Source organism: Mycobacterium sp. IDUB_24 (genome assembly GCF_055419385.1).
The window spans coordinates 177,813-199,491 of the sequence record NZ_JBVAXO010000003.1 but is presented as its reverse complement, the minus strand read 5'-3'; the positions used below and the strand labels follow the sequence as shown (position 1 = coordinate 199,491).

Sequence of the window (21,679 nt, the reverse complement as noted above, 5' to 3'; positions counted from 1 at the left end):
GGACCGCAGATGGGTACTGTGGCATGGCCATGAAGCTGCGTCCCAGCCGTCCCGCCGGCCAATACCTCGTGCCGCTCGCCGAACAGGTCCAAGCGGTGTCCGCCACCGGAAATCCCCTGCCGGAACTTCGGGTGACAGGAGTGACGCTGCGCGGCCAGGATGCCCGGCCCGGGGATCTGTTCGCCGCGCTGCCGGGATCAGCGGTACACGGCGCGCGTTACGCGGCCGACGCGGTCGCCGCCGGTGCGGCGGCGGTGCTCACCGATGCTGACGGTGCCGCGGATCTGGGTGACCTCGACGTCCCGGTCCTGATCCATCCCGACCCTCGTTCGGTGCTCGGTGAGGTGGCGGCCGAGGTGTACGGGCGGCCGTCGGAGCAGCTGAGGGTCATCGGGGTGACCGGAACCTCGGGTAAGACCACCACGACGTATCTCGCCGAGGCGGGGCTCCGGGCTGCCGGCCGGGTGGCCGGACTGATCGGCACAGTGGGCGTGCGCATCGCCGGACGCGATGTGCCGAGCGCGCTGACCACGCCCGAGGCGCCGGACCTCCAGGCGTTGCTGGCTGTGATGGTCGAGAGTGGTGTCGACACCGTCGTGATGGAGGTGTCGAGCCATGCGCTGACGCTGGGCCGTGTCGACGGGATCGTCTTCGCGCTCGGTGGGTTCACCAACCTGTCGCGCGACCACCTGGATTTCCATCCGACGATGCAGGACTACTTCGAGGCCAAGGCCGGCCTGTTCGATCCCGGGTCGCGCAACCATGCCGCCGCCGCGGTGATCTGTGTCGACGACGAGGCGGGGGCGGCGATGGCCGGCCGCGCCGAGAAGGTGACGACCGTCAGCGCCGCGGGCGTGCCGGCCGACTGGCAGGTGCGCAACGTCTCGGCGGTCGGCGTCGGGTCCCAGGAGTTCACCCTCGTAGATCCGGCCGGGTCGGCTCACGAGATTCGGATCGGGCTGACCGGTGCCTACAACGTCGCCAATGCGGCGCTGGCGATCGCACTACTGGACGGCGCCGGAGTGTCGCCCGAGGAGGCGGCTCCGGGACTGCGCACGGCGACCGTGCCCGGGCGGCTGCAGCCGATCGACCGCGGGCAGCAGTTCCTGGCACTGGTCGATTACGCGCACAAGCCCGGCGCTCTGCAGGCGGTGCTGGAGACGCTACGTGCGGCGGGGCAGGGCCGCATCGGGGTCGTGTTCGGGGCCGGCGGCAACCGGGATACGGGCAAGCGATCTCCGATGGGGCGGGTGGCGGCCGAACTGGCTGATCTCGTCGTCGTCACCGACGACAATCCCCGCGACGAGGACCCCGCACTGATCCGCGCGGCGATCATGGCCGGGGCCGCCGAAGCGCAGGCGGGCGCCGAGGTCGTGGAAGTCGCCGACCGGCGGGCGGCGATCGACCGCGCGGTGGCCTGGGCCGGGCCCGGCGACATCGTGCTGATCGCCGGCAAGGGGCACGAGAGCGGCCAGACCGGGGGCGGCCACACCAGGCCGTTCGATGACCGTGACGAGTTGGCGGCGGCGCTGGAGGCACGTAAGGAAGGGGAGCCGCGCACGTGATCGAGATGACCATCGCCAGGATCGCCGAGATCGTCGGTGGCGAGTTGGCCGACATCAGCGCCGAAGAGGCGGCCGCCACCACCGTCACGGGCACCGTCGAATTCGACTCCCGCGCGATCGGCCCCGGCGGATTGTTCCTGGCGCTGCCAGGTGCCCGATCCGACGGCCATGACTTCGCGGCGAGGGCGGTCGAGTCCGGGGCCGTGGCGGTGCTGGCCGCCCGCCCGGTCGGGGTGCCCGCAGTCGTCGTCAAGCCCGAACCGGGTGCGGCTGACGCCGATTCTGGCGCTTTGGAATTCGACACCGACGGCTCCGGTGCGGCAGTCCTGGCCGCCCTGGCCGCGCTGGCAGCTGCGGTGGCAGCTGAGCTGGTCGCCGAGGGGCTGACGATCATCGGTGTGACGGGATCCTCGGGCAAGACCTCGACCAAGGATCTGCTGGCCGCGGTGCTGGACCCGCTCGGGCAGGTGATCGCGCCGCCGGGCTCGTTCAACAACGAGCTGGGTCATCCGTGGACCGTGCTGCGCGCGACACCCGAGACCGATTACCTGATCCTGGAGATGTCGGCCCGGCATCCCGGCAATATCGCCGCCCTGGCAGCCATTGCCCCGCCCCAGATCGCGGTGGTGCTCAACGTCGGCACCGCGCACCTCGGCGAGTTCGGCTCGCGCGAGGCAATTGCGAATACCAAAGCCGAGTTGCCGCAAGCTGTTCCGGATTCGGGCGTGGTGATCCTCAACGTCGACGACACCGCGGTCGCGGCCATGGCCGGTAAGACCGCGGCCCGCGTCGTGCGCGTGTCACGTGAGCCCGGCTCCGAGGTCGACGTGTGGGCAGGTCCGGTGGCCCTCGATGAGCTGGCCCGCCCGCGGTTCACGCTGCACGCGGGCGGAGGGGAAACTGAGGTGGCGCTCGCGGTGCACGGTGATCACCAGGTCGGCAATGCGTTGTGTGCGGCCGCGGTCGCGCTGCAATGCGGCGCCGGCCTGGAACAGGTGGCGACGGCGCTGGCGGGCGCCGGCCCCGTCTCGCGGCACCGGATGCAGGTCGCTACCCGCGCCGACGGTGTGACGGTGATCAACGACGCCTACAACGCCAACCCGGATTCGATGCGCGCCGGTCTCAAGGCGCTGGCCTGGATGGCCCGCAAGAACGCCGGTGACCTGCAGGGAAAGCGCCGTAGCTGGGCGGTGCTGGGGGAGATGGCCGAACTCGGTGACGACGCGATAACCGAGCACGACGCCATCGGACGGTTCGCGGTGCGCTTAGATGTGTCTCGGTTAATCGTCGTCGGAACCGGGAGGACTATGAACGCCATGCATCACGGCGCGGTGATGGAGGGTTCGTGGGGATCTGAGTCCACGATGGTCGACGACGTCGATGCCGCGCTGGCCCTGCTGGTGGCTGAGCTGGAGCCCGGGGACGTGGTGCTGGTGAAGGCATCCAACTCGGTGGGGTTGGGTGCGCTGGCCGATGCGCTGGTTGCCGCTGAGTCCGGATCGCCGTCTCCGACGGCAGAAGCCGGATCGCCGTCTCCGACGGCAGAAGCCGGATCGCCGTCTCCGACGGAAATGGGGAACGCCGACCGATGAAGCTCATCCTGATCGCCGTCGGTATCGCACTGACGGTCTCGATCCTGCTCACCCCGGCACTGATCCGGTTGTTCACCAAGCGCGGGCTGGGGCACGAGATCCGTGAGGACGGACCGGCCAGCCACGCGAAGAAGCGCGGGACGCCGTCGATGGGTGGCGTGGCGATCGTGGCCGGCATCTGGGCGGGCTACCTGGGCACCCATCTCGTCGGGGTGGCGCTCGGCGGTGACGGTCCGTCGGCTTCGGGGCTGTTGGTGCTGGGGCTGGCCACGATGCTCGGCCTGGTCGGCTTCGTCGACGACCTGATCAAGTTGCGTCGTTCGCGCAACCTGGGTCTGAACAAGACCGCCAAGACAGTCGGCCAGCTGACCGCTGCGGTGCTGTTCGGTGTGCTGGCCCTGCAGTTCCGCAACGGCGACGGTCTGACCCCGGGCAGCCCGGAGCTGTCCTATGTCCGCGAGATCGCCACGGTGACGCTGGCGTCATGGGTATTCGTGTTGTTCTGCGTCGTGATCGTCAGTGCCTGGTCGAACGCGGTGAACTTCACCGACGGCCTGGACGGGTTGGCGGCGGGTGCCATGGCGATGGTGACCGCGGCCTACGTCTTGATCACGTTCTGGCAGTACCGCAATGCGTGCGCCACGGCGCCGGGTCTGGGCTGCTACAACGTGCGCGACCCGCTGGACCTGGCGATCATCGCGGCCGCGACCGCGGGCGCGTGTATCGGCTTCCTGTGGTGGAACGCGGCGCCGGCCAAGATCTTCATGGGTGACACCGGTTCGCTGGCCTTGGGTGGCATCATCGCCGGGCTGTCGGTGACCAGCCGCACCGAGATCCTCGCGGTCGTTCTGGGCGCACTGTTCGTGGCCGAGGTGACCTCGGTGGTGGTGCAGATCCTGGCGTTCCGTACGACGGGTCGCCGGGTGTTCCGGATGGCGCCGTTCCATCACCATTTCGAGTTGGTGGGTTGGGCCGAGACTACGGTCATCATCAGGTTCTGGCTGCTGACGGCGATCGCCTGTGGTCTGGGCGTGGCCCTGTTCTACAGCGAGTGGCTCACCGCAGTCGGGGCCTGACGTGACCGGCCCATCCGGCGGCCGCGGCGGTGACGACGATCTCTCGCTGCTGACCCCGGGTGCCCCGGTGTTGGTGACCGGTGCGGGCGTGACCGGACGGGCGGTGCTGGCGGCGCTTGCCCCGCTGAACGTGGCTGCGACGCTGTGCGACGACAATGCCGAGGCCCTGCGTGCACTCGCCGGGCAGGGCACCGCTGTCATCGATCCGGCCGGGGCCATCGCCGCCATCGCCGACTATGCGCTGGTGGTCACCAGCCCGGGATTCCCGCCCACAGCTGCCGTTCTGGCCGCGGCGGCCGGGGCCGGGGTGCCGATCTGGGGCGATGTGGAGCTGGCCTGGCGCCTGGACGCCGCGGGCCGGTACGGTCCGACCCGGCGCTGGCTGGTGGTCACCGGAACCAATGGCAAGACCACCACCACGTCGATGCTGCACGAGATGCTGCTGGCCGATGGGCGTCGAAGCCTGTTGTGCGGCAACATCGGTGACCCGGTGCTGGCCGTTCTTGACCAGCCCGCGGAATTGCTGGCGGTCGAGCTCTCCAGCTTTCAGCTGCACTGGGCTCCCTCGTTGCGCCCGGATGCCGGCGTAGTGCTCAATGTCGCCGAGGACCACTTGGACTGGCACGGTTCGATGGCCGGCTATGCCGCCGACAAGGCCCGGGCGCTGGCCGGCCGGGTGGCGGTGGTGGGGCTCGACGATCCGGTGGCCGCCGGTCTGTTGCCGGCCGCCGAGGCTCCGGTTCGGGTCGGATTCCGGTTGGGCGAACCGGCGGCGGGCGAACTCGGGGTGCGTGCCGGCAAGCTCGTCGATCGCGCGTTCGACGACGACGTCGAGTTGGCTGATGCCGCGACGATCGGTGTGGCCGGTCCGGTCGGGGTGCTCGATGCATTGGCGGCCGCGGCGCTGGCCCGTGCGGTCGGTGTGGCCCCGGCTTCGATCGCGAGCGCGTTGGCCTCGTTCCAGGTGGGCAGGCACCGTGCGGAGCTGGTCGGGGAGTCCGACGGGGTGCGCTACGTCGATGATTCCAAGGCCACCAATCCGCATGCCGCGCAGGCCTCGATCACCGCATTCGACCGCGTGATCTGGATCGCTGGGGGCTTGCTGAAGGGCGCTTCGGTCGATGAATTGGTGCGTCACGTGGCGAATCGCCTGGTTGCTGTGGTGCTGATCGGGCAGGACCGGCAGATGGTTGCCGATGCGTTATCGCGACACGCCCCGGATGTCCCCGTTGTCGAGGTTGTGACGGGGGAGGATTCTGGGGTGCTTGAGACAAATGAGTCTATTGGTGATCATGTGACTCGTGTGATCGACGTCGGCGACCGTCCGGTCTCCGACGCGGTCATGGCGGCGGTCGTCGATGTCGCCCGCGGGCTGGCCGGTGCGGGTGACACCGTGTTGCTGGCCCCGGCAGGCGCGTCCTTCGATCAGTTCAGCGGCTACGGCCAGCGTGGCGATGCGTTCGCCGGCGCCGTCCGCGCCGCGATCGGGTAGCCGACGTGGCCGGCATCCTGGCCCGGCTGCGCCGCCGTGACGGTGACGCGACCGGTAAAACCTCCGATTCAGCCGCAGGCGGATCATCTGAGGCCGCACCCAGCTCGAAGGCCACGGCTGGATCGTCCGAGGCTCCGCGGACCCGGTTCGGCGCCTGGCTGGGCCGTCCGATGACCTCGTTCCACCTGATCATCGCGGTCACCGCACTGCTCACCACGCTCGGCCTGATCATGGTTCTCTCGGCATCGGGCGTGTATTCCTACGACTTCGACGGGTCGCCCTGGGCAGTGTTCGGCCGCCAGGTGATGTGGACGGGCGTCGGGCTGGTCGCGTTCTACGTGGCCCTGCGGATGCCGGTACGCACCCTGCGCCGGATCGCGTTCCCCGGGTTCGTCTTCACCATCGTGCTGCTGATCCTGGTGCTCATCCCCGGAATCGGCAAGGTGGCCAACGGCTCTCGCGGCTGGTTCGTCGTTGCCGGCTTCTCGATGCAGCCCTCGGAGCTGGCCAAGATCGCTTTCGCCATCTGGGGTGCGCACCTGCTGGCGGCCCGGCGTCTGGAGCGGGCGTCCTTGCGGGAGATGCTGATCCCGCTGGTGCCCGCCGCGGTGATCGCGCTGGCATTGATCGTCGCCCAGCCCGACCTCGGACAGACGGTCTCGTTGAGCATCATCCTGCTCGGTCTGCTGTGGTACGCGGGCCTCCCGCTGCGGGTGTTCCTGTCCTCGCTGCTGGCCGCGGTTCTGGCGGCCGGCGTGCTGGCGCTGTCCGCGGGCTACCGCTCCGACCGGGTGCAGTCCTGGCTCGACCCGGCGGCCGATTCACAGGGGATCGGATACCAGTCCCGGCAGGCCCGGTTCGCCCTGGCCAACGGGGGTATCTTCGGTGACGGGCTGGGCCAGGGGACGGCCAAGTGGAACTACCTGCCCAACGCCCACAACGACTTCATCTTCGCGATCATCGGCGAAGAGCTCGGATTCGTCGGCGCGCTGGGACTGCTGGCCCTGTTCGGACTGTTCGCCTACACCGGGATGCGCATCGCGCGACGGTCGGCCGATCCATTCCTGCGTCTGCTGACGGCCACCACCACCCTCTGGGTGGTCGGTCAGATGTTCATCAACGTCGGCTACGTGGTGGGTCTCCTACCGGTCACCGGGCTGCAGCTGCCGCTGATCTCGGCCGGCGGATCTTCGCAAGCCACAACACTTCTGATGATGGGTCTGATCACCAACGCCGCGCGGCACGAACCCGAGGCCGTGGCGGCGCTGCGGGCCGGGCGCGACGACCGGGTGACCCGGCTGCTGCGGCTGCCGCTGCCCGAGCCCTACGTCCCCACCCGCCTTGAGGTTGCCCGCAACCGGCTGCACGATCGCCGGAAGTCGCCGTCGCGCGGTGCGGGGAAGCCCAACGGCAAGGCCGGCGCCAAGCCCACCGGTAAGCAGGCGGCCAAGCAGGCTCAGACAGGAGCCCGCCGCCGCGCACCCCATGGCGGTGACCGGCCGGTCCGCCGGTCCGGACGCGCCGCTGGTCAACAGCCGGGCGGAGGCGGGAAGTCCGCGGTCCGATATCCTGCAGGCCAGCGGAAACAGGGCCAACGGGCCCGGACTTTGGAAGGTCAGCGTTACGGGTGAGCGAGGGTAAGACGGGCCGCGGGCTATCTGGTCCATCGGGGCAGGAGCACAGCGCCCGGGCAATATCCGTGGTTCTGGCCGGTGGCGGCACGGCAGGTCACGTCGAACCGGCGATGGCGGTGGCCGACGCATTGCGTGAACTCGATCCACAGGTGCGGATCACTGCTCTCGGAACCGCCCGGGGGCTGGAAACCCGCCTCGTCCCGCAGCGCGGCTATGACCTGGAGCTGATCACCCCGGTGCCGCTGCCCCGCAAGCCGTCGGGAGATCTGGTGCGGTTGCCGCTGCGGGTGCGTGCCGCGATTCGCCAGACCCGTTCGGTGCTGGCTGGTGTGGAGGCCGATGTGGTGATCGGCTTCGGCGGGTATGTCGCGCTGCCTGCCTATCTCGCGGCGCGTGGTGGCTTCGGCATGCACGGGCGTCGGCGTGCCGTCCCGGTGGTGGTCCACGAGGCCAACGCCAGTGCCGGCCTGGCCAACCGGGTCGGCGCGGTGTCGGCCCGCCGGGTGCTCTCGGCGGTGCCCGAACCGGGGCTGCGCAAGGTCGAGGTGGTCGGGGTGCCGGTGCGGGCGGCGATCACGTCGCTGGACCGTGCGGCGTTGCGCGCCGAGGCCAGGGCGTACTTCGGATTCGCATCGGATGCCAAGGTGCTCTTGGTGTTCGGCGGTTCGCAGGGAGCGCAGTCGATCAACCGCGCGGTCTCGTCGGCTGCCGAAGCCCTTGGGGCTGCCGGTGTTTCGGTGCTGCATGCGCACGGGCCGAAGAACACCCTTGATCTGCCGCCCGCTGCGCCGGGAACACCGCCGTATGTCGCGGTGCCGTACCTGGACCGGATGGATCTGGCCTATGCCGCAGCCGATCTGGCGATCTGCCGGTCCGGGGCGATGACGGTTGCCGAGGTGACCGCTGTCGGGCTACCCGCGGTGTACGTCCCGCTGCCGATCGGCAACGGTGAGCAGCGGCTCAACGCCCTGCCGGTCGTCTCGGCCGGTGGCGGCATCGTCGTCGACGACGCCAGGCTCGACGGTGGATTCGTGGCTGATACGGTCGCCGGCCTGATGACCGACGACGCACGGTTGGTGGCGATGACGGCCGCTGCCTCGTTGTCGGGCCATCCCGACGCCGCTCGGCGGGTGGCTCAGGTCGCCCTGGATGTCGCCCGCGCTCAACGAAAGAGGCTGCAGTGAACGGTAATTCACTTCCGGCTGAGCTGCAGCGAGTGCACATGGTCGGGATCGGGGGCGCCGGGATGTCGGGCGTGGCCCGGATCCTGCTGGACCGGGGCGGCCTGGTGTCCGGATCGGACGCCAAGGAGTCACGCGGTGTCGTGGCCCTGCGGGCCCGCGGCGCCGAGGTCACAATCGGTCATGACGCATCGTCGCTGGACCTGTTGCCGGGCGGGCCGACAGCGGTGGTGACCACCCACGCCGCGATCCCCAAGACCAATCCGGAACTGGTCGAGGCCCGACGCCGCGGAATCCCGGTGATTCTGCGCCCGGTGGTGCTGGCCAAGCTCATGGACGGCTACACCACGCTGATGGTGACGGGCACTCACGGCAAGACCACGACAACCTCGATGCTCATCGTGGCGTTGCAGCACAGCGGTTTCGACCCGTCGTTCGCGGTGGGCGGCGAACTGGGCGAAGCGGGCACCAACGCCCATCACGGCAGCGGGACATGCTTTGTCGCCGAGGCCGACGAGAGTGACGGCTCACTGCTGGAGTACACCCCGAATGTCGCGGTGGTCACCAACATCGAGGCCGATCACCTGGATTTCTTCGGCAGTGAGCAGGCCTACACCGCGGTGTTCTCCGCATTCGTCGATCGCATCGCACCCGGCGGCGCGCTCGTGGTGTGCACCGATGACCCGGGGGCTGCAGCGCTCGCCGAACACACCGACTCACTCGGGATCCGCGTGCTGCGCTACGGCAGCACGCCCGCCGGCGACCTGGCCGGCACCTTGCTGAGCTGGGAACAGCAGGGGACCGGGGCAGTGGCACATATCCAGCTCGCCGGTGAACCGCATCCGCGCGCGATCCGGCTTGCGGTACCCGGCCGGCACATGGCGCTCAACGCGCTCGGTGCGCTGTTGGCCGCCATCGAGGTGGGCGCGCCGGCGGAGGCCGTGCTCGACGGGCTCGCCGGGTTCGAGGGGGTACGGCGGCGGTTCGAGCTGGTCGGGTCACTCGGCGGCGTCCGGGTCTTTGACGACTATGCGCACCATCCCACCGAGGTACGGGCCACCCTCGAGGCTGCCAGGACGATAGTGGACCAGACCGGTGGCCGGGTCATCGTCGCTTTCCAGCCGCACTTGTACTCGCGCACAGCGACTTTCGCAACAGAGTTCGGCGCGGCCCTCAGTGCTGCCGACGAGGTCTTCGTGCTCGATGTGTACGGCGCGCGTGAGCAGCCGCTGCCCGGTATCAGCGGTGCCACGGTCGCCGAGCATGTCAGCGCGCCGGTCACCTATGTCCCCGACTTCTCGGCGGTGGCCGCCGCAGTCGCCGCTTCGGCCCGCGGCGGTGACGTGGTGCTCACGATGGGTGCCGGTGACGTCACCATGCTGGGCAAGGAAATCGTGACCGAGCTCGGAATCAAGGCGAATCGCAGCGCACCGGGCAGTTCATCGACGGATTCGCCGTGACCGAAACGGGCCCCGGCGGTTCCGACGAAGCGGCCGAGGAAACCGTTCCGGTCGAATCCGGCCCGGTTCAGGAGGAACCCGACCCGGCCGGGCCCGGCGAGCCCGCAGCCGGATCCGATGTGCCGCCCGCGGCCGGCCCTGATGTGCCGCCCGCGGCCGGCCCTGATGTGCCGCCCGCGGCCGGACCTGATGTGCCGCCCGCGGCAGAAGCCGACTATGAGGGCCCCCGCCGCCGCGCCCGCCGCGAGCGCGAGGAGCGCCGGCTTGCGCGCGACCGGGCCGTGGCGATCGAGCATGCCCGCCGCGAAGCCAAGCGTAAGGTGAACGGTCAACCTTCGGACGCGCCGAATGCGGTGGCCCGCAGCACTATTCGTGGCCTTAAGGTGCTGCTCTGGTCGGCATTGGCCAGTGTGGTCGCGGTGGCTTTGGGTCTGGTTCTGTACTTCACGCCTGCGATGTCGGCGCGCAATGTGGTGGTCAGCGGAGCGGCCGCTGTGCCGCAGGAGCAGGTGCTGGCGGCCGCCGCGGTGGCATCCGGCACGCCGCTGTTGCAGATCGACACGGACGCCGTCGCCGAGAGGGTGGCCCTGATCCGGCGGGTCGCCACCGCCCGGGTGCAACGCGAATATCCGTCGACCCTGCGGATCACGGTGGTCGAGCGGGTGCCGGTGGTCGTCAAGGATTACCCCGACGGCCCGCATCTGTTCGATCGCGACGGCGTCGACTTCGCCACCGAACCGCCGCCGCCGACGTTGCCGTATCTGGACGCCGACAATCCGGGCCCGGCCGATCCGGCCACCAAAGCTGCGCTCGAGGTGATGCTGGCGCTGCCGCCGGATGTGGTCGCACAGGTGGGTCGGATCGCGGCGCCGTCGGTGGCCTCGATTGCGCTGACGCTGACCGACGGCCGGGTGGTGGTGTGGGGGACCAACGATCGGACCGACGAGAAAGCGCTGAAGCTGGCTGCCCTGCTGACCCAGCCGGGTCATACGTACGACGTGTCCAGCCCAGATCTGCCCACTGTCAAGTAGTTCGACGAAAAATTGCCGTGCGGCGCGTCGGCGCGCCTGCGGCGATCACCGCCGTCGGCCCCCTACCGTTCTGTTTGCGCAGAACTACTTGACATAACTCTAAGCCTATGGTTGAGGTTGAGGGTTTGCCCCGGGGAAGATTCGGCGCCAGGAAGACTGTGAACACCCAAACCTGGGAGGAAGACGAACCATGACCCCCCCGCATAACTACCTCGCGGTAATCAAGGTGGTTGGTATCGGCGGCGGCGGTGTCAACGCCGTCAACCGGATGATCGAACAGGGCCTCAAGGGCGTCGAGTTCATCGCCATCAATACCGACGCACAGGCACTGCTGATGAGTGACGCCGACGTCAAGCTCGACGTCGGCCGCGACTCGACCCGTGGGCTCGGCGCAGGTGCGGACCCCGAAGTGGGCCGCAAGGCTGCCGAGGACGCCAAGGACGACATCGAGGAGCTGCTGCGCGGCGCCGACATGGTGTTCGTCACCGCCGGTGAGGGTGGCGGCACCGGAACCGGTGGCGCACCCGTCGTCGCGTCGATCGCACGCAAGCTCGGTGCGCTCACCGTCGGCGTCGTGACGCGACCGTTCTCGTTCGAGGGCAAGCGCCGAAGTAACCAGGCCGAGAACGGTATTCAGACGCTGCGTGAGAGCTGCGACACGCTGATCGTGATCCCCAACGACCGGCTGTTGCAGATGGGTGACGCCGCAGTCTCGTTGATGGACGCGTTCCGTAGCGCTGACGAGGTGCTGCTCAACGGCGTCCAGGGCATCACCGATCTGATCACCACGCCCGGTCTGATCAACGTCGACTTCGCCGACGTCAAGGGTGTGATGAGCGGTGCGGGTACGGCGCTGATGGGCATCGGCTCGGCGCGTGGCGACGGCCGGGCGCTCAAGGCCGCCGAGATCGCGATCAACTCGCCGCTGCTGGAAGCCTCGATGGAAGGCGCACAGGGTGTGCTGCTCTCGGTGGCCGGTGGCAGTGACCTCGGCCTGTTCGAGATCAACGAGGCCGCCTCGCTGGTGCAGGACGCGGCCCATCCCGAGGCCAACATCATCTTCGGCACGGTGATCGACGACTCGCTCGGTGACGAGGTGCGGGTCACCGTCATCGCGGCCGGCTTCGACATGGCCGGGCCGAGTCGCAAGCCGGTGGTCAGCCCGAGCGCGGCGCCGACTCAACCGATCGCCTCGGCCCGCTCCGGCAAGGTGACGACGTCACTGTTCGAACCGACGGATGCGGTGAGCGTCCCGGCACACACCAATGGCGCCACCGTCAGTGTCGGTGGCGACGGAGACGGCGGGATCGCCGACGACGATGTCGACGTGCCGCCGTTCATGCGGCACTGAGCGCGGCCCGGCGGCCGGTTCGGATACTGGGATTGTGAGTGTTCGTATTCGGCGGGTGACGACAACCCGCGCCGGTGGTGTCTCGGCACCGCCCTTCGATTCGTTCAACCTCGGCGACCACGTCGGCGACAATCCGGGGGCCGTGGCCCAGAACCGGCGTCGCTTGGCTACCGCAGTCGGAGCCGATGCGCTGGTCTGGATGAACCAGGTGCACAGCGATCATGTCGTCACGGTGGACGGACCGCGCGACACCGCGGTCGAAAATGCTGACGCATTGGTGACGGCGACCCCGCGTTTGGCATTGGCTGTGGTGACCGCTGATTGTGTCCCGGTATTAATGGGCGATGCACATGCCGGGGTGATCGCCGCGGTCCATGCCGGACGGGTCGGCGCACAAAAGGGCATCGTCGTCCGGACGGTGGAGGCGATGCTGGCCGCCGGCGCACATGTCGGGGATATCTCGGTTCTGCTCGGGCCTGCGGTCAGCGGCGCTAACTACGAGGTACCCGAAGCGATGGCGGCCGAGGTGGAATCGGTCCTGCCGGGTGCTCGCACGACAACCTCGCGCGGCACGCCCGGCTTGGACCTGCGGGCCGGAATCTCCCGGCAGTTAAAGGATTTGGGTGTCACCGCGATCGACGTGGACCCCCGCTGCACGGTCGCCGACCGTGCGCTGTTCAGCCATCGCCGGGATGCACCGACCGGCCGCCTGGCGAGTGTGGTGTGGATGGAGCAGCGCCCCGGATGAAGCCTGGAACGAGCCCCCGATGAGCCTGGAGTGGGTGTGAGATGAGCTCCGTGCAGCGCGGGCGTGACGTCGACCGGACAGCCCAGTTGACCGCCGCACTCGGTGCCGCGCGGGCGCGTCTGGCGCGGGCCGCAGAATCGGTCGGGCGAAATGTCAATGAAATTGAATTACTTCCGATCACGAAATACTTTCCGGCCTCCGATGTCATTATTCTCAACCAATTAGGGTGCTTCGCATTTGGTGAATCCCGCGAACAAGAGGCCGCCGAGAAAGTCGATTCTGTTCGGGCGGAATTAACGGACGTTCCGATTCGCTGGCACATGGTGGGGCGCATCCAGCGGAAGAAGGCGCGGGCTGTCGCGGGTTGGGCCCACACCGCGCACTCGGTCGACAGCATCCGCCTGCTGACCGCACTGGACCGGGCCGTGGGTGAGGCGCTGGCCGCCGGCACGCGGACTCAGCCGCTGCGCGTGTACATCCAGATCAGTCTCGACGGCGATACCGAACGTGGCGGCGTGGATGTGAATGCCCCCGACGAGGTCGACGAAATCTGTGGGTCAGCGAACTCCGCCGAAGCGTTGAAGTTCGCCGGTCTGATGGGAATCCCGCCGCTGGCATGGGATCCCGACGACGCGTTCGCGCGGTTGGCCGCCGAACGAGAGCGGGTGCAGCGCGACTACCAGCACCGGCTCGAACTGTCGGCGGGGATGTCCGGGGATCTCGAAAGTGCCGTCAAACATGGATCGACGTGTGTGCGTGTCGGAACCGCGCTCATGGGGCAACGCCCGCTAACGTCACCGGAAGTAGTCACACCAGTCACATCTTCATCACAGACACCACCACCCCCATCGTCAGCAGAAGGGTCGCCGAGATGAGCACACTGCACAAGGTCAAGGCCTACTTCGGGATGGCGCCGATGGAGGACTACGACGACGAGTACTACGAGGACGACGATCGAGGGGCGGCCCGCAGCTACGCCCGTCGCCCCCGTGACGAGCGTTTCGAAGAGGACAGCTACGGGTACGAGGGCCCCGAGTACGACGAGGGTCCGGCGTATCGGGGCGGTTATCCGGGTGGTTTCGCCGAGGAGCCGCGGTTTGACGCGCGGATGCGTGCCCCCCGCGAATTCGACCGTCCCTCACCACGTCTCGGTGCACTGTCCGGATCCACCCGGGGTGCGTTGGCGATGGATCCTCGCCGGATGGCAGAGCTGTTCGAGGCGGGCAGCCCGCTGGCGAAGATCACCACGCTGCGGCCCAAGGATTACAGCGAGGCCCGCACCATCGGTGAGCGGTTCCGCGACGGCACCCCGGTGATCATGGACCTGGTGTCGATGGACAACGCCGACGCCAAGCGCCTGGTCGACTTCGCCGCCGGTCTCGCGTTCGCATTGCGCGGCTCGTTCGACAAGGTGGCCACCAAGGTGTTCCTGCTGTCGCCGGCTGACGTCGACGTCAGTGCCGAGCAGCGGCGTCGGATCGCCGAGGCCGGCTTCTACGCATATCAGTAGAGCCGCGACGCCGCAGCTCCGTGGCGCCGCCGCGCACGCCCGATGCTCCGCAAGGGGCCCGGGTAGGCTGGCGGCGTCGCACTATCGGTTGACCACGTCTTCTGTGTGAGATGTGTCCGACCTACGGCGACCTGTATCCAATGTCACACATCCTGCTGTAGTGAGGTCGGCTCAGTTGTCGCTGTTCTTCGAAATTCTCGGTTTCGCGCTGTTCGTCTTCTGGCTGCTGCTCATCGCGCGCGTCGTCGTCGAGTTCATCCGGTCCTTCAGCCGCGACTGGCACCCCAAGGGGCTGACCGTCGTGGTCCTGGAGCTCATCATGACCGTGACCGATCCGCCGGTGAAACTTCTGCGACGGCTCATTCCCCAGCTCACGATAGGCGCCGTGCGCTTCGACCTGTCGATCATGGTGCTGCTGCTCGCGGCCTTCATCGGGATGCAATTGGCGTTCAGTGCGGCGATGTAGAACGTCATTGCGGGTCCGTGGGGGAGACTCGCTCTCGGCGTTTGCCGAATGGTCCACAATTGCGTAAGAAGATTGAAATTCGTTCTTAAAAATAGGCCTCCACTGCAACCGCCGGGTCTGGTGTGACAGGATGGACTCCAGTTGCGATCAAGCGAGGCTTTACACTTTGAGATCGGTTGACGGTCCAAGACTTCAAGGGGGCAGACAATGCCGCTCACACCAGCGGACGTCCATAACGTCGCGTTCAGCAAGCCGCCCATCGGCAAACGTGGCTACAACGAGGACGAGGTCGATGCCTTTCTCGATCTGGTTGAGAACGAGCTGACTCGGCTCATCGAGGAGAACGCCGACCTTCGGCAGCGCGTGTCCGAGCTCGATCAGGAGCTGGCATCGGCGCGGTCCGGAGCGGGCGGCTCGCAGTCCACTCAGTCCATCCCGCTCTACGAGCCGGAGCCCGAGCCCACCCCGGCCCCGCAGCCGGTGTACGAGGCCCCGGCGGCACCGGTGGCCCCTGCCGCGCCGCCCAGCGAGGACACCGCCGTACGTGCCGCCCGGGTGCTGAGCCTGGCGCAGGACACCGCTGACCGCCTGACCTCCACGGCCAAGGCCGAGTCGGACAAGCTGCTGTCGGATGCGCGGGCGCAGGCCGACGCCATGGTCAGCGACGCCCGAAAGACCGCCGAGACCACAGTCTCGGAGGCCCGCACCCGTGCCGATGCGATGTTGGCCGATGCGCAGACCCGTTCGGAGACGCAGCTGCGTCAGGCTCAGGAGAAGGCCGATGCTCTGCAGGCCGACGCCGAGCGCAAGCATTCCGAGATCATGGGCACGATCAATCAGCAGCGCACGGTCCTGGAGGGCCGCCTGGAGCAGCTGCGCACGTTCGAGCGTGAGTACCGGACACGTCTGAAGACGTACCTGGAGTCTCAGCTGGAGGAGCTGGGCCAGCGCGGTTCTGCCGCGCCGGTGGATTCCAGCGCCAACAACGACTCGGCGGGCGGTTTCAGCCAGTTCAACCGCGGTAACAACTAACCGCCAAGACGGACTTTCTCGCACTGTCGTGAACCGGCCCGAGCACGGGCCACCACACTTAGGGTTGAACGATGTTGATCATTGCGCTCGTGCTTGCCGTCATCGGCCTGGCCGCGCTGGTGACCGCCGTGGTCACCAGCAATGAGTTGATCGCCTGGGTCTGTATCGGTGCCAGCGTGATCGGCGTGCTGCTGCTGATCGTCGACGCGTTGCGGGAACGCTCGCGCGGCGCGAAGGCCGGCGACGATACCGTGGCCGCCGACGAGGCCAATGCCACCGAGACGACCGAGACCTTCGACGCGGTCGAGGCGCCCGTGGATTATCCCGACGAGTTGGTGGCCGAACCTGAATCGGACGTGGCGGTGGAGCCCGACGCCGCAGAGGTGGACGTCGAGGCCGACGACTCCGCCGAGAAGTACAACAAGAACTAACCCTCGCGGGGCTCCGTGGTGGGCTCTGCCAGCAGGCGGCGAACTTCGTCGTCGCTGACCTGGTGGAAGTCTGCGAACGCCTGGCCCACCGCTTCGAACTGGGGTGGGGTGCTGATGCACACCACGTCATCGGCCTCTTCCAAGAGCTGACTGCTTACCGTCGGCGGTCCGACCGGTACCGCCACCACGACCCGTCGGGCCGCCCGCACGGCACGGACCGCGGCCAGCATCGTGGCCCCGGTGGCGATGCCGTCGTCGACCAGGATCACTGTTCGATCGGTGAAGTCCGGCGTCGGGCGCCCGCCTCGATACGCTTGTTCGCGTCGCTCGATCTCGGCGGTCTCGTGCCGGATCGTCTCGACGATGGTGTCGTCGTCGATGCGGAGGCGGTTCACCAGCTCGTCGTTGATCACCAACCCGCCCCCCGAGGCCACCGCGCCCATGGCGAGTTCCTGCCACTGCGGCACGCCCAGCTTGCGGACCACGAAGACATCCAACGGGGCGTGCAGGTACGAGGCGACTTCCCGGGCGATCGGCACTCCGCCGCGGGCCAGGCCCAGAACGAGTACCTCGGGTCGGTCGCGGTAGGACACCAGCTGCTCGGCCAGGACCCGGCCGGCCTCGTGGCGGTCCTGGTAGGTGCGTTCCCTGCTCGCTCGCAGATTCCAGGCGTTCATCAGCATTGTGGCCGGCTGAAGCAATTGCACCGGCTGATGCCAGCCTACGTCGATGGTTGAGCCCGGACCACCCGACTGAGGAACCCCCGGACCAGCATGCGCAGCCGGGCTGCCGCGTCGTCGATGAATTCCGTTGTTTGCAAGCGTAATTCGTCGGGGCTGCGGCCGATGCCGGCTACGTCGCCGTCGCGGTCGTGGGCCAGCCAGATCTCCAGCAGCCCGGAGTCGAGTTCGGGATGAAACTGCAGCGCCAACGCCGTGCCCAGCACGAAGGCCTGCGAGGCAGCGGGCGTTCGGGCGATCTCGGTGGCACCGGGCGGAAGTGTCCAGCGGTCGAAATGCCACTGGAACCATCGGCCGCCGGGAACCAATTGCTCGTCATCGGTGGCGACGTCATACCAGCCCACCTCGGGCGCCGGCGACCTGGTGACCGATCCGCCGAGGGCCTGGGCGACGAGCTGTCCGCCGAAGCACACGCCGAGTACGCCGACGCCGGTGTCGACAGCCCGGCGCACCATGGCCATCTCGGCTCCGACCCAGCTGTTGCGCAGGGCCTCGTCGTACACCGCCCAGCGGGCGCCCAGCGGAACGATGACGTCATAGTCGGTCGGGTCGGGGAAGGTCACCTCGCCGGCGGGATCGTCGTCCCGCTCGGGTGCAACGACGTCGAACGTGTCGATGTCGAATCCGCATTCGGTGAAGACGTCGGCCAGCATGGCCTCGGTGGCCGTGCTGTCGTTGCGCAGGAACAGAACCTTCGATGTCACGCCGTCATTATTTCGCCACCCGGTGCCGGCCGCATTTCAGGTCCAATTATTGGACCTTCAGGCGGCCTCGAAGATCAGCGGCAGTGACGCGGGGCCGGTGATCCCGGTCATCGGCTTCCACGGGGCACGTCCCTGGCACCGGGGATTGTGCAGCTTCCGCGTGAGCACGCGCAATGCCTCGGCGAGCTCGATCCTGGCCAGGTGTACCCCCAGGCAGTAGTGCAACCCACCGCCGAACGTCATCATGGCCGGCGGTCCGATGCGGTTGACGTCGAATTGTTCGGGTTCGTCATATACCTGTGGATCCCGGTTGGCCGCAGCGAAGTTCACCACCACCTGGGTTCCGGCCGGGACAGTGAGGCCGCCCAGTTCGGCGTCCTCGCGAGCGATCCGCACGCTGCTCAGTGCGATTGGTGTATGACGCAACAACTCGTCGACGAAAAGTGGTGCCATATCAGGATTCTCGGCCAGCATCAGCCACTGGTCAGGGTAGTCGCACAGCACCTGGACGGCCGCTGCGAGTTGATTGCGGGTGGTATCGGTACCGGCCAGTATGACGCCGCCGGCCAGCATCAGCAGCTCGGAATGGGTGAGGCGGTCACCGTCGACCTCCGCCCGGATCAGATCCGAGAGCAGATCGTCGGTGAGGCTGGAGTTCCGTCGCACCACCATGGCGTCGACGTAATCGTCGAGCCGCAGCCATGCCGCTTCGACCGTGTCGGCGTGGTCGCCGAGGTTCCAGCTGAACATCTTGAAGATGTCATCGGCCCACTGGGAGAACAGATGCCAGTCCTGGCGCGGGGCGCCGAGCAAGGCGCAGATCACCGGGATCGGATACTGCACCGCGATGTCGGCAACCACGTCGCAGTGTCCTTCGGACAGGTGCGGGTCCGTGAGTTCGGTGACGATGTCGACGCAGGTCTCCCGGAGCCGGTCGGCGCTGCGGGGTGCGAACGCCTTGGCCACCAGGCGGCGCAATCGGGCGTGTGAGTCGCCATCGACACCCAGCAGGCTGGTGTTCGCCCGGTCCCACAGCGGGCCGGAGGTGATGCCCTGCGCGGCCAGAAACACGCCCTTGGGGACCTCGAAGCGCGCATCGCGCAGGGTGGCGCGGACCAGGTCGTAGCTCAGCAACTCCGGACCGTGCGGCCCCATCGCGATCGGGCCTTGGGCGCGGGCCTGCGCGATCAGCCGGTGTACTGCCTCCGGGTCGGTCTCGTGCTCGTAGTCGAGCTGGGGAAGGTCGGCATCGGTTACCAGAGTCATGACGGCCTCCGCGTGATCGGGCGAGAACCTGCTGATAGTGATGCTGGTCCGGTTGACCCCGCGGGTCGTGAGTAGCGGGCTACCTCAGTTCGATTCCGGACACCGGCCGAGCCTTCACCTTGCCCGGTAGCGCCGTTCGGGCCTGCCGGTGCCGTACTGCAACCGCAGCTCCAAACTGCCGGTGCTCAGGAAGTACTCGAGGTAGCGCCGTGCGCTGACGCGTGAAATGCCCACCAGCTCAGCACATTCCATCGCCGAAACCTCGCCCGCGGTGCGTACCGCGGCCATGACGAGCCGCCCGGTCTCGGCGCCGAGCCCTTTGGGCAGGACAACCGCCGAGCCGCCGAACAGCGCGTCGATGGTCGATTGATCGGCACCCCCGGCCCTCGCCAGCGCCTCAGCGCGGGCGGCGAAAGCCGCCAACTTCGTCTGCAACTGATCGAAGTCGAACGGTTTGACCAGATAATCGGCGGCTCCGCCGTCCAACGCACCCCGTACCGTGTCGAGTTCACGGGCTGCGGTGACCATGATGACGCCCACGCGGTTGCCCTGGGCACGCAGCCGCCGGAGCACCTCGAGCCCGGTCATGTCCGGCAGATAGACGTCGAGCAGGATCAGATCGGGGCGCAGCTCGGCCGCTGCTGCCAGGGCGTCGGTTCCGTTGCGGGCCACTCCGACCGGGCGATACCCGTCGACGCGCTCGACGAAGCGGCGGTGGATCTCGGCCACCATGAAGTCGTCGTCGACCACCAGTACGTCACGCATACAGCCTCACCACGAACAGGGCTCCGCCACCCGGGGCGTCGGTGACCTCGACGTCGCCGCCGTGCTGGGCCGTCACCAGGCGCACCAGTGCCAGTCCGATGCCTCTCCCGCCGGGCACCTCGGCCTTGGAGGTGACACCACGGGAGAAGATGGTCTCCCGAAGGTGTTCGGGCACGCCGGGTCCGGAGTCCGACACCGCCAGCGTCAGCCCGGCCGAATCGTCGATGCGCACATCCACCCGGGCGGCCGGTGAGCCTACCGACACGTCGACGGCGTTGTCGATCAGGTTGCCCAGCAACGTGATCACGTCGGTGGCCAGGGCCGGGTCGAGTGCCTTGAGGTGGCTGTCGTCGGTCAGGCCGAGGGTGACTCCGCTCTCGGCGGCCAGGGACGTCTTGGCGATCAGCAGCGCGGCCACCGCCGGGTCTGAAACATGGTGGGTCACCGCGTCGTTGATCTCGGCTCGGCGCCGGGTCAGGGTGCCCACCAGAGCGCGGACGGCGTCGAATTCGCCCAACTGGGTCAGCCCGGAGATGGTGTGCAGCTGATTGGAGAACTCGTGGGTCTGGGCCCGCAGCGTGTCGGTCACGCTCCGGTGTGAGGACAGTTGAGCCTGGAGTGCGGCGAGCTCGGTGCTGTCGCGCATGGTGGTCACCGTACCGATCCGTTGCCCCTGGCTGCGGGCGGCGCGGCGGTTGAGTGCCAACACCCGCGTGCGCGTGGTGATCACCACGTCGGATTCGTCGGCGCGAGTTCCCTCACCGGACAACAGGAATGCGACCACCGCCGGTTCGAGGCCGACGGCGTCGGCCCGGCGGCCCACCGCATCCGCGCCGATGCCCAGGAGATCGGATGCGCTGTCGTTGATCACGGTGATGACTCCGTGGTTGTTCACCGCCACGACACCTTCACGGATGCTGTGCAGCAGCGCTTCTCGGTGATCGGCCAGGTCGGCGATCTCCGCGATGTCCAGGCCACGGGTATGACGGTTGATTCGGCGCGACAACAACCACGATGCCAGCATCCCGAGCGTCGCACCCAGCCCGAGGTAGATCAGCAGACGCTCACCGGCCCCGCCCAACAACTCCCACAGCGACGGGTAAGGCTCGCCGACCGAGACGATCGCCAGCACTGCGCCGTCGACGGCCAGGATGGGCACCTGTCCCACCAAGCGGCGTGTGCCGTCGACGTCGGTATCGCCGGACCAGGCACGACCCTCGTCGGCCCGGCTGCTGCTCAGGTCGAGTCGCCGGCCGATACGGTCCGGGTCCGTCGACACCCGCACATTCCCGGCGGGATCGGTGATCTCGGCCCGGCCGGCACCGGACAGTGCCACCGCGCGCTCCACCTCCGGTGCCAGCACCGAAGCGGCCAACGGGTCGTCGTAGCGGTCCCGGACGATCGGCGTCGACGCCACGTTCTCGGCGACCGCGATCATCCGTTGCCCGCGGACATCACGGAATTCCCGGGTGGATTGCGTCACCGACACCGCGGCCACCGCGATCAGCACCACCGCGACCACCAGAAGCTGGAACACCAGGAAGCGCGCGGCCAGGCTGCCATTGGGCAGCAACCACGCCCGTGCCCGCGGTGAATCCGCGCTTGGTGAACTCAACGAACAAAACTTCCTTTGCG

20 protein-coding genes are annotated in these 21,679 nt (G+C 68.1%); 15 read left to right on the top strand and 5 right to left on the bottom strand.

The features are described from left to right. The first annotated feature begins 23 nt into the window (after positions 1–23). From ACZYZF_RS13440 to ACZYZF_RS13370, 15 genes are all read left to right on the top strand, one after another. Positions 24–1,565, top strand: a complete 1,542-nt coding sequence (locus ACZYZF_RS13440; protein WP_463835956.1) for a UDP-N-acetylmuramoyl-L-alanyl-D-glutamate--2,6-diaminopimelate ligase — start codon at positions 24–26, stop codon at positions 1,563–1,565. Next, positions 1,562–3,157, top strand: a complete 1,596-nt coding sequence (locus ACZYZF_RS13435; protein WP_463835955.1) for a UDP-N-acetylmuramoyl-tripeptide--D-alanyl-D-alanine ligase — start codon at positions 1,562–1,564, stop codon at positions 3,155–3,157. Before ACZYZF_RS13440 ends, ACZYZF_RS13435 begins: the two co-directional genes overlap by 4 nt. Further along, positions 3,154–4,233, top strand: a complete 1,080-nt coding sequence (mraY, locus tag ACZYZF_RS13430) for a phospho-N-acetylmuramoyl-pentapeptide-transferase (RefSeq protein WP_358023394.1) — start codon at positions 3,154–3,156, stop codon at positions 4,231–4,233. Before ACZYZF_RS13435 ends, mraY begins: the two co-directional genes overlap by 4 nt. 1 nt (position 4,234) lies before the next feature. After that, positions 4,235–5,725, top strand: a complete 1,491-nt coding sequence (gene murD / locus ACZYZF_RS13425) for a UDP-N-acetylmuramoyl-L-alanine--D-glutamate ligase (RefSeq protein ID WP_463835954.1) — start codon at positions 4,235–4,237, stop codon at positions 5,723–5,725. A 5-nt stretch (positions 5,726–5,730) separates the two neighbouring features. Further along, the gene (ftsW, locus tag ACZYZF_RS13420; RefSeq protein WP_463746749.1) at positions 5,731–7,356 is read left to right on the top strand and encodes a putative lipid II flippase FtsW; all 1,626 of its coding nucleotides are present in this window, start codon (positions 5,731–5,733) and stop codon (positions 7,354–7,356) included. Beyond that, positions 7,353–8,543: an undecaprenyldiphospho-muramoylpentapeptide beta-N-acetylglucosaminyltransferase gene (gene murG, locus ACZYZF_RS13415; RefSeq protein ID WP_463835953.1), complete on the top strand. Its 1,191-nt coding sequence runs from the start codon at positions 7,353–7,355 to the stop codon at positions 8,541–8,543. Before ftsW ends, murG begins: the two co-directional genes overlap by 4 nt. A 38-nt stretch (positions 8,544–8,581) precedes the next feature. Beyond that, positions 8,582–10,000 (top strand): UDP-N-acetylmuramate--L-alanine ligase, encoded by a 1,419-nt coding sequence (murC, locus tag ACZYZF_RS13410; RefSeq protein WP_463836168.1) that lies wholly within the window; start codon positions 8,582–8,584, stop codon positions 9,998–10,000. A gap of 167 nt (positions 10,001–10,167) precedes the next feature. Then, the gene (locus ACZYZF_RS13405) at positions 10,168–11,031 is read left to right on the top strand and encodes a cell division protein FtsQ/DivIB (protein ID WP_463746919.1); all 864 of its coding nucleotides are present in this window, start codon (positions 10,168–10,170) and stop codon (positions 11,029–11,031) included. A 190-nt stretch (positions 11,032–11,221) separates the two neighbouring features. After that, positions 11,222–12,382 (top strand): cell division protein FtsZ, encoded by a 1,161-nt coding sequence (gene ftsZ / locus ACZYZF_RS13400; RefSeq protein ID WP_358023374.1) that lies wholly within the window; start codon positions 11,222–11,224, stop codon positions 12,380–12,382. A gap of 34 nt (positions 12,383–12,416) precedes the next feature. Beyond that, positions 12,417–13,130 carry a peptidoglycan editing factor PgeF gene (gene pgeF, locus ACZYZF_RS13395; protein ID WP_463746751.1) on the top strand — a complete coding sequence of 238 codons (714 nt, stop codon included), beginning with the start codon at positions 12,417–12,419 and terminating at the stop codon, positions 13,128–13,130. A gap of 41 nt (positions 13,131–13,171) precedes the next feature. Next, the gene (locus ACZYZF_RS13390) at positions 13,172–14,005 is read left to right on the top strand and encodes a YggS family pyridoxal phosphate-dependent enzyme (protein WP_463835952.1); all 834 of its coding nucleotides are present in this window, start codon (positions 13,172–13,174) and stop codon (positions 14,003–14,005) included. After that, positions 14,002–14,640, top strand: coding sequence for a cell division protein SepF (locus ACZYZF_RS13385; protein ID WP_463746753.1), 639 nt, complete (start codon positions 14,002–14,004; stop codon positions 14,638–14,640). Before ACZYZF_RS13390 ends, ACZYZF_RS13385 begins: the two co-directional genes overlap by 4 nt. A 175-nt stretch (positions 14,641–14,815) precedes the next feature. Next, the gene (locus tag ACZYZF_RS13380; protein WP_003880337.1) at positions 14,816–15,106 is read left to right on the top strand and encodes a YggT family protein; all 291 of its coding nucleotides are present in this window, start codon (positions 14,816–14,818) and stop codon (positions 15,104–15,106) included. Between the two features lie 207 nt (positions 15,107–15,313). Beyond that, positions 15,314–16,138 (top strand): DivIVA-like cell division protein Wag31, encoded by an 825-nt coding sequence (gene wag31, locus ACZYZF_RS13375; protein WP_463746754.1) that lies wholly within the window; start codon positions 15,314–15,316, stop codon positions 16,136–16,138. A 71-nt stretch (positions 16,139–16,209) separates the two neighbouring features. Next, a complete protein-coding gene (locus ACZYZF_RS13370) occupies positions 16,210–16,569 on the top strand; it encodes a hypothetical protein (RefSeq protein ID WP_463746755.1) in 360 nt (119 codons plus the stop codon). Here ACZYZF_RS13370 and ACZYZF_RS13365 read toward each other — a convergent pair. The 5 genes from ACZYZF_RS13365 to ACZYZF_RS13345 all read right to left on the bottom strand — a co-directional run bounded on the left by ACZYZF_RS13365 (position 16,566) and on the right by ACZYZF_RS13345 (position 21,659). Beyond that, positions 16,566–17,246: a phosphoribosyltransferase gene (locus ACZYZF_RS13365; protein ID WP_463836167.1), complete on the bottom strand. Its 681-nt coding sequence runs from the start codon at positions 17,244–17,246 to the stop codon at positions 16,566–16,568. The two genes, ACZYZF_RS13370 and ACZYZF_RS13365, sit on opposite strands and share 4 nt — an antisense overlap. 44 nt (positions 17,247–17,290) lie before the next feature. Next, on the bottom strand, positions 17,291–18,013 hold the full coding sequence (locus ACZYZF_RS13360) for a type 1 glutamine amidotransferase (RefSeq protein WP_463835951.1): 723 nt from the start codon (positions 18,011–18,013) through the stop codon (positions 17,291–17,293). A 57-nt stretch (positions 18,014–18,070) separates the two neighbouring features. Further along, a complete protein-coding gene (locus ACZYZF_RS13355; protein WP_463746758.1) occupies positions 18,071–19,279 on the bottom strand; it encodes a cytochrome P450 in 1,209 nt (402 codons plus the stop codon). 114 nt (positions 19,280–19,393) lie between these two features. After that, entirely contained in the window at positions 19,394–20,044 is a 651-nt protein-coding gene (locus ACZYZF_RS13350; protein ID WP_463746759.1) for a response regulator, read from the bottom strand. Continuing rightward, complete coding sequence (locus ACZYZF_RS13345) at positions 20,037–21,659, bottom strand: sensor histidine kinase (RefSeq protein WP_463746760.1); 1,623 nt, start codon at positions 21,657–21,659, stop codon at positions 20,037–20,039. The genes ACZYZF_RS13350 and ACZYZF_RS13345 overlap by 8 nt, the downstream gene beginning before the upstream one ends. Positions 21,660–21,679: the final 20 nt, after the last annotated feature.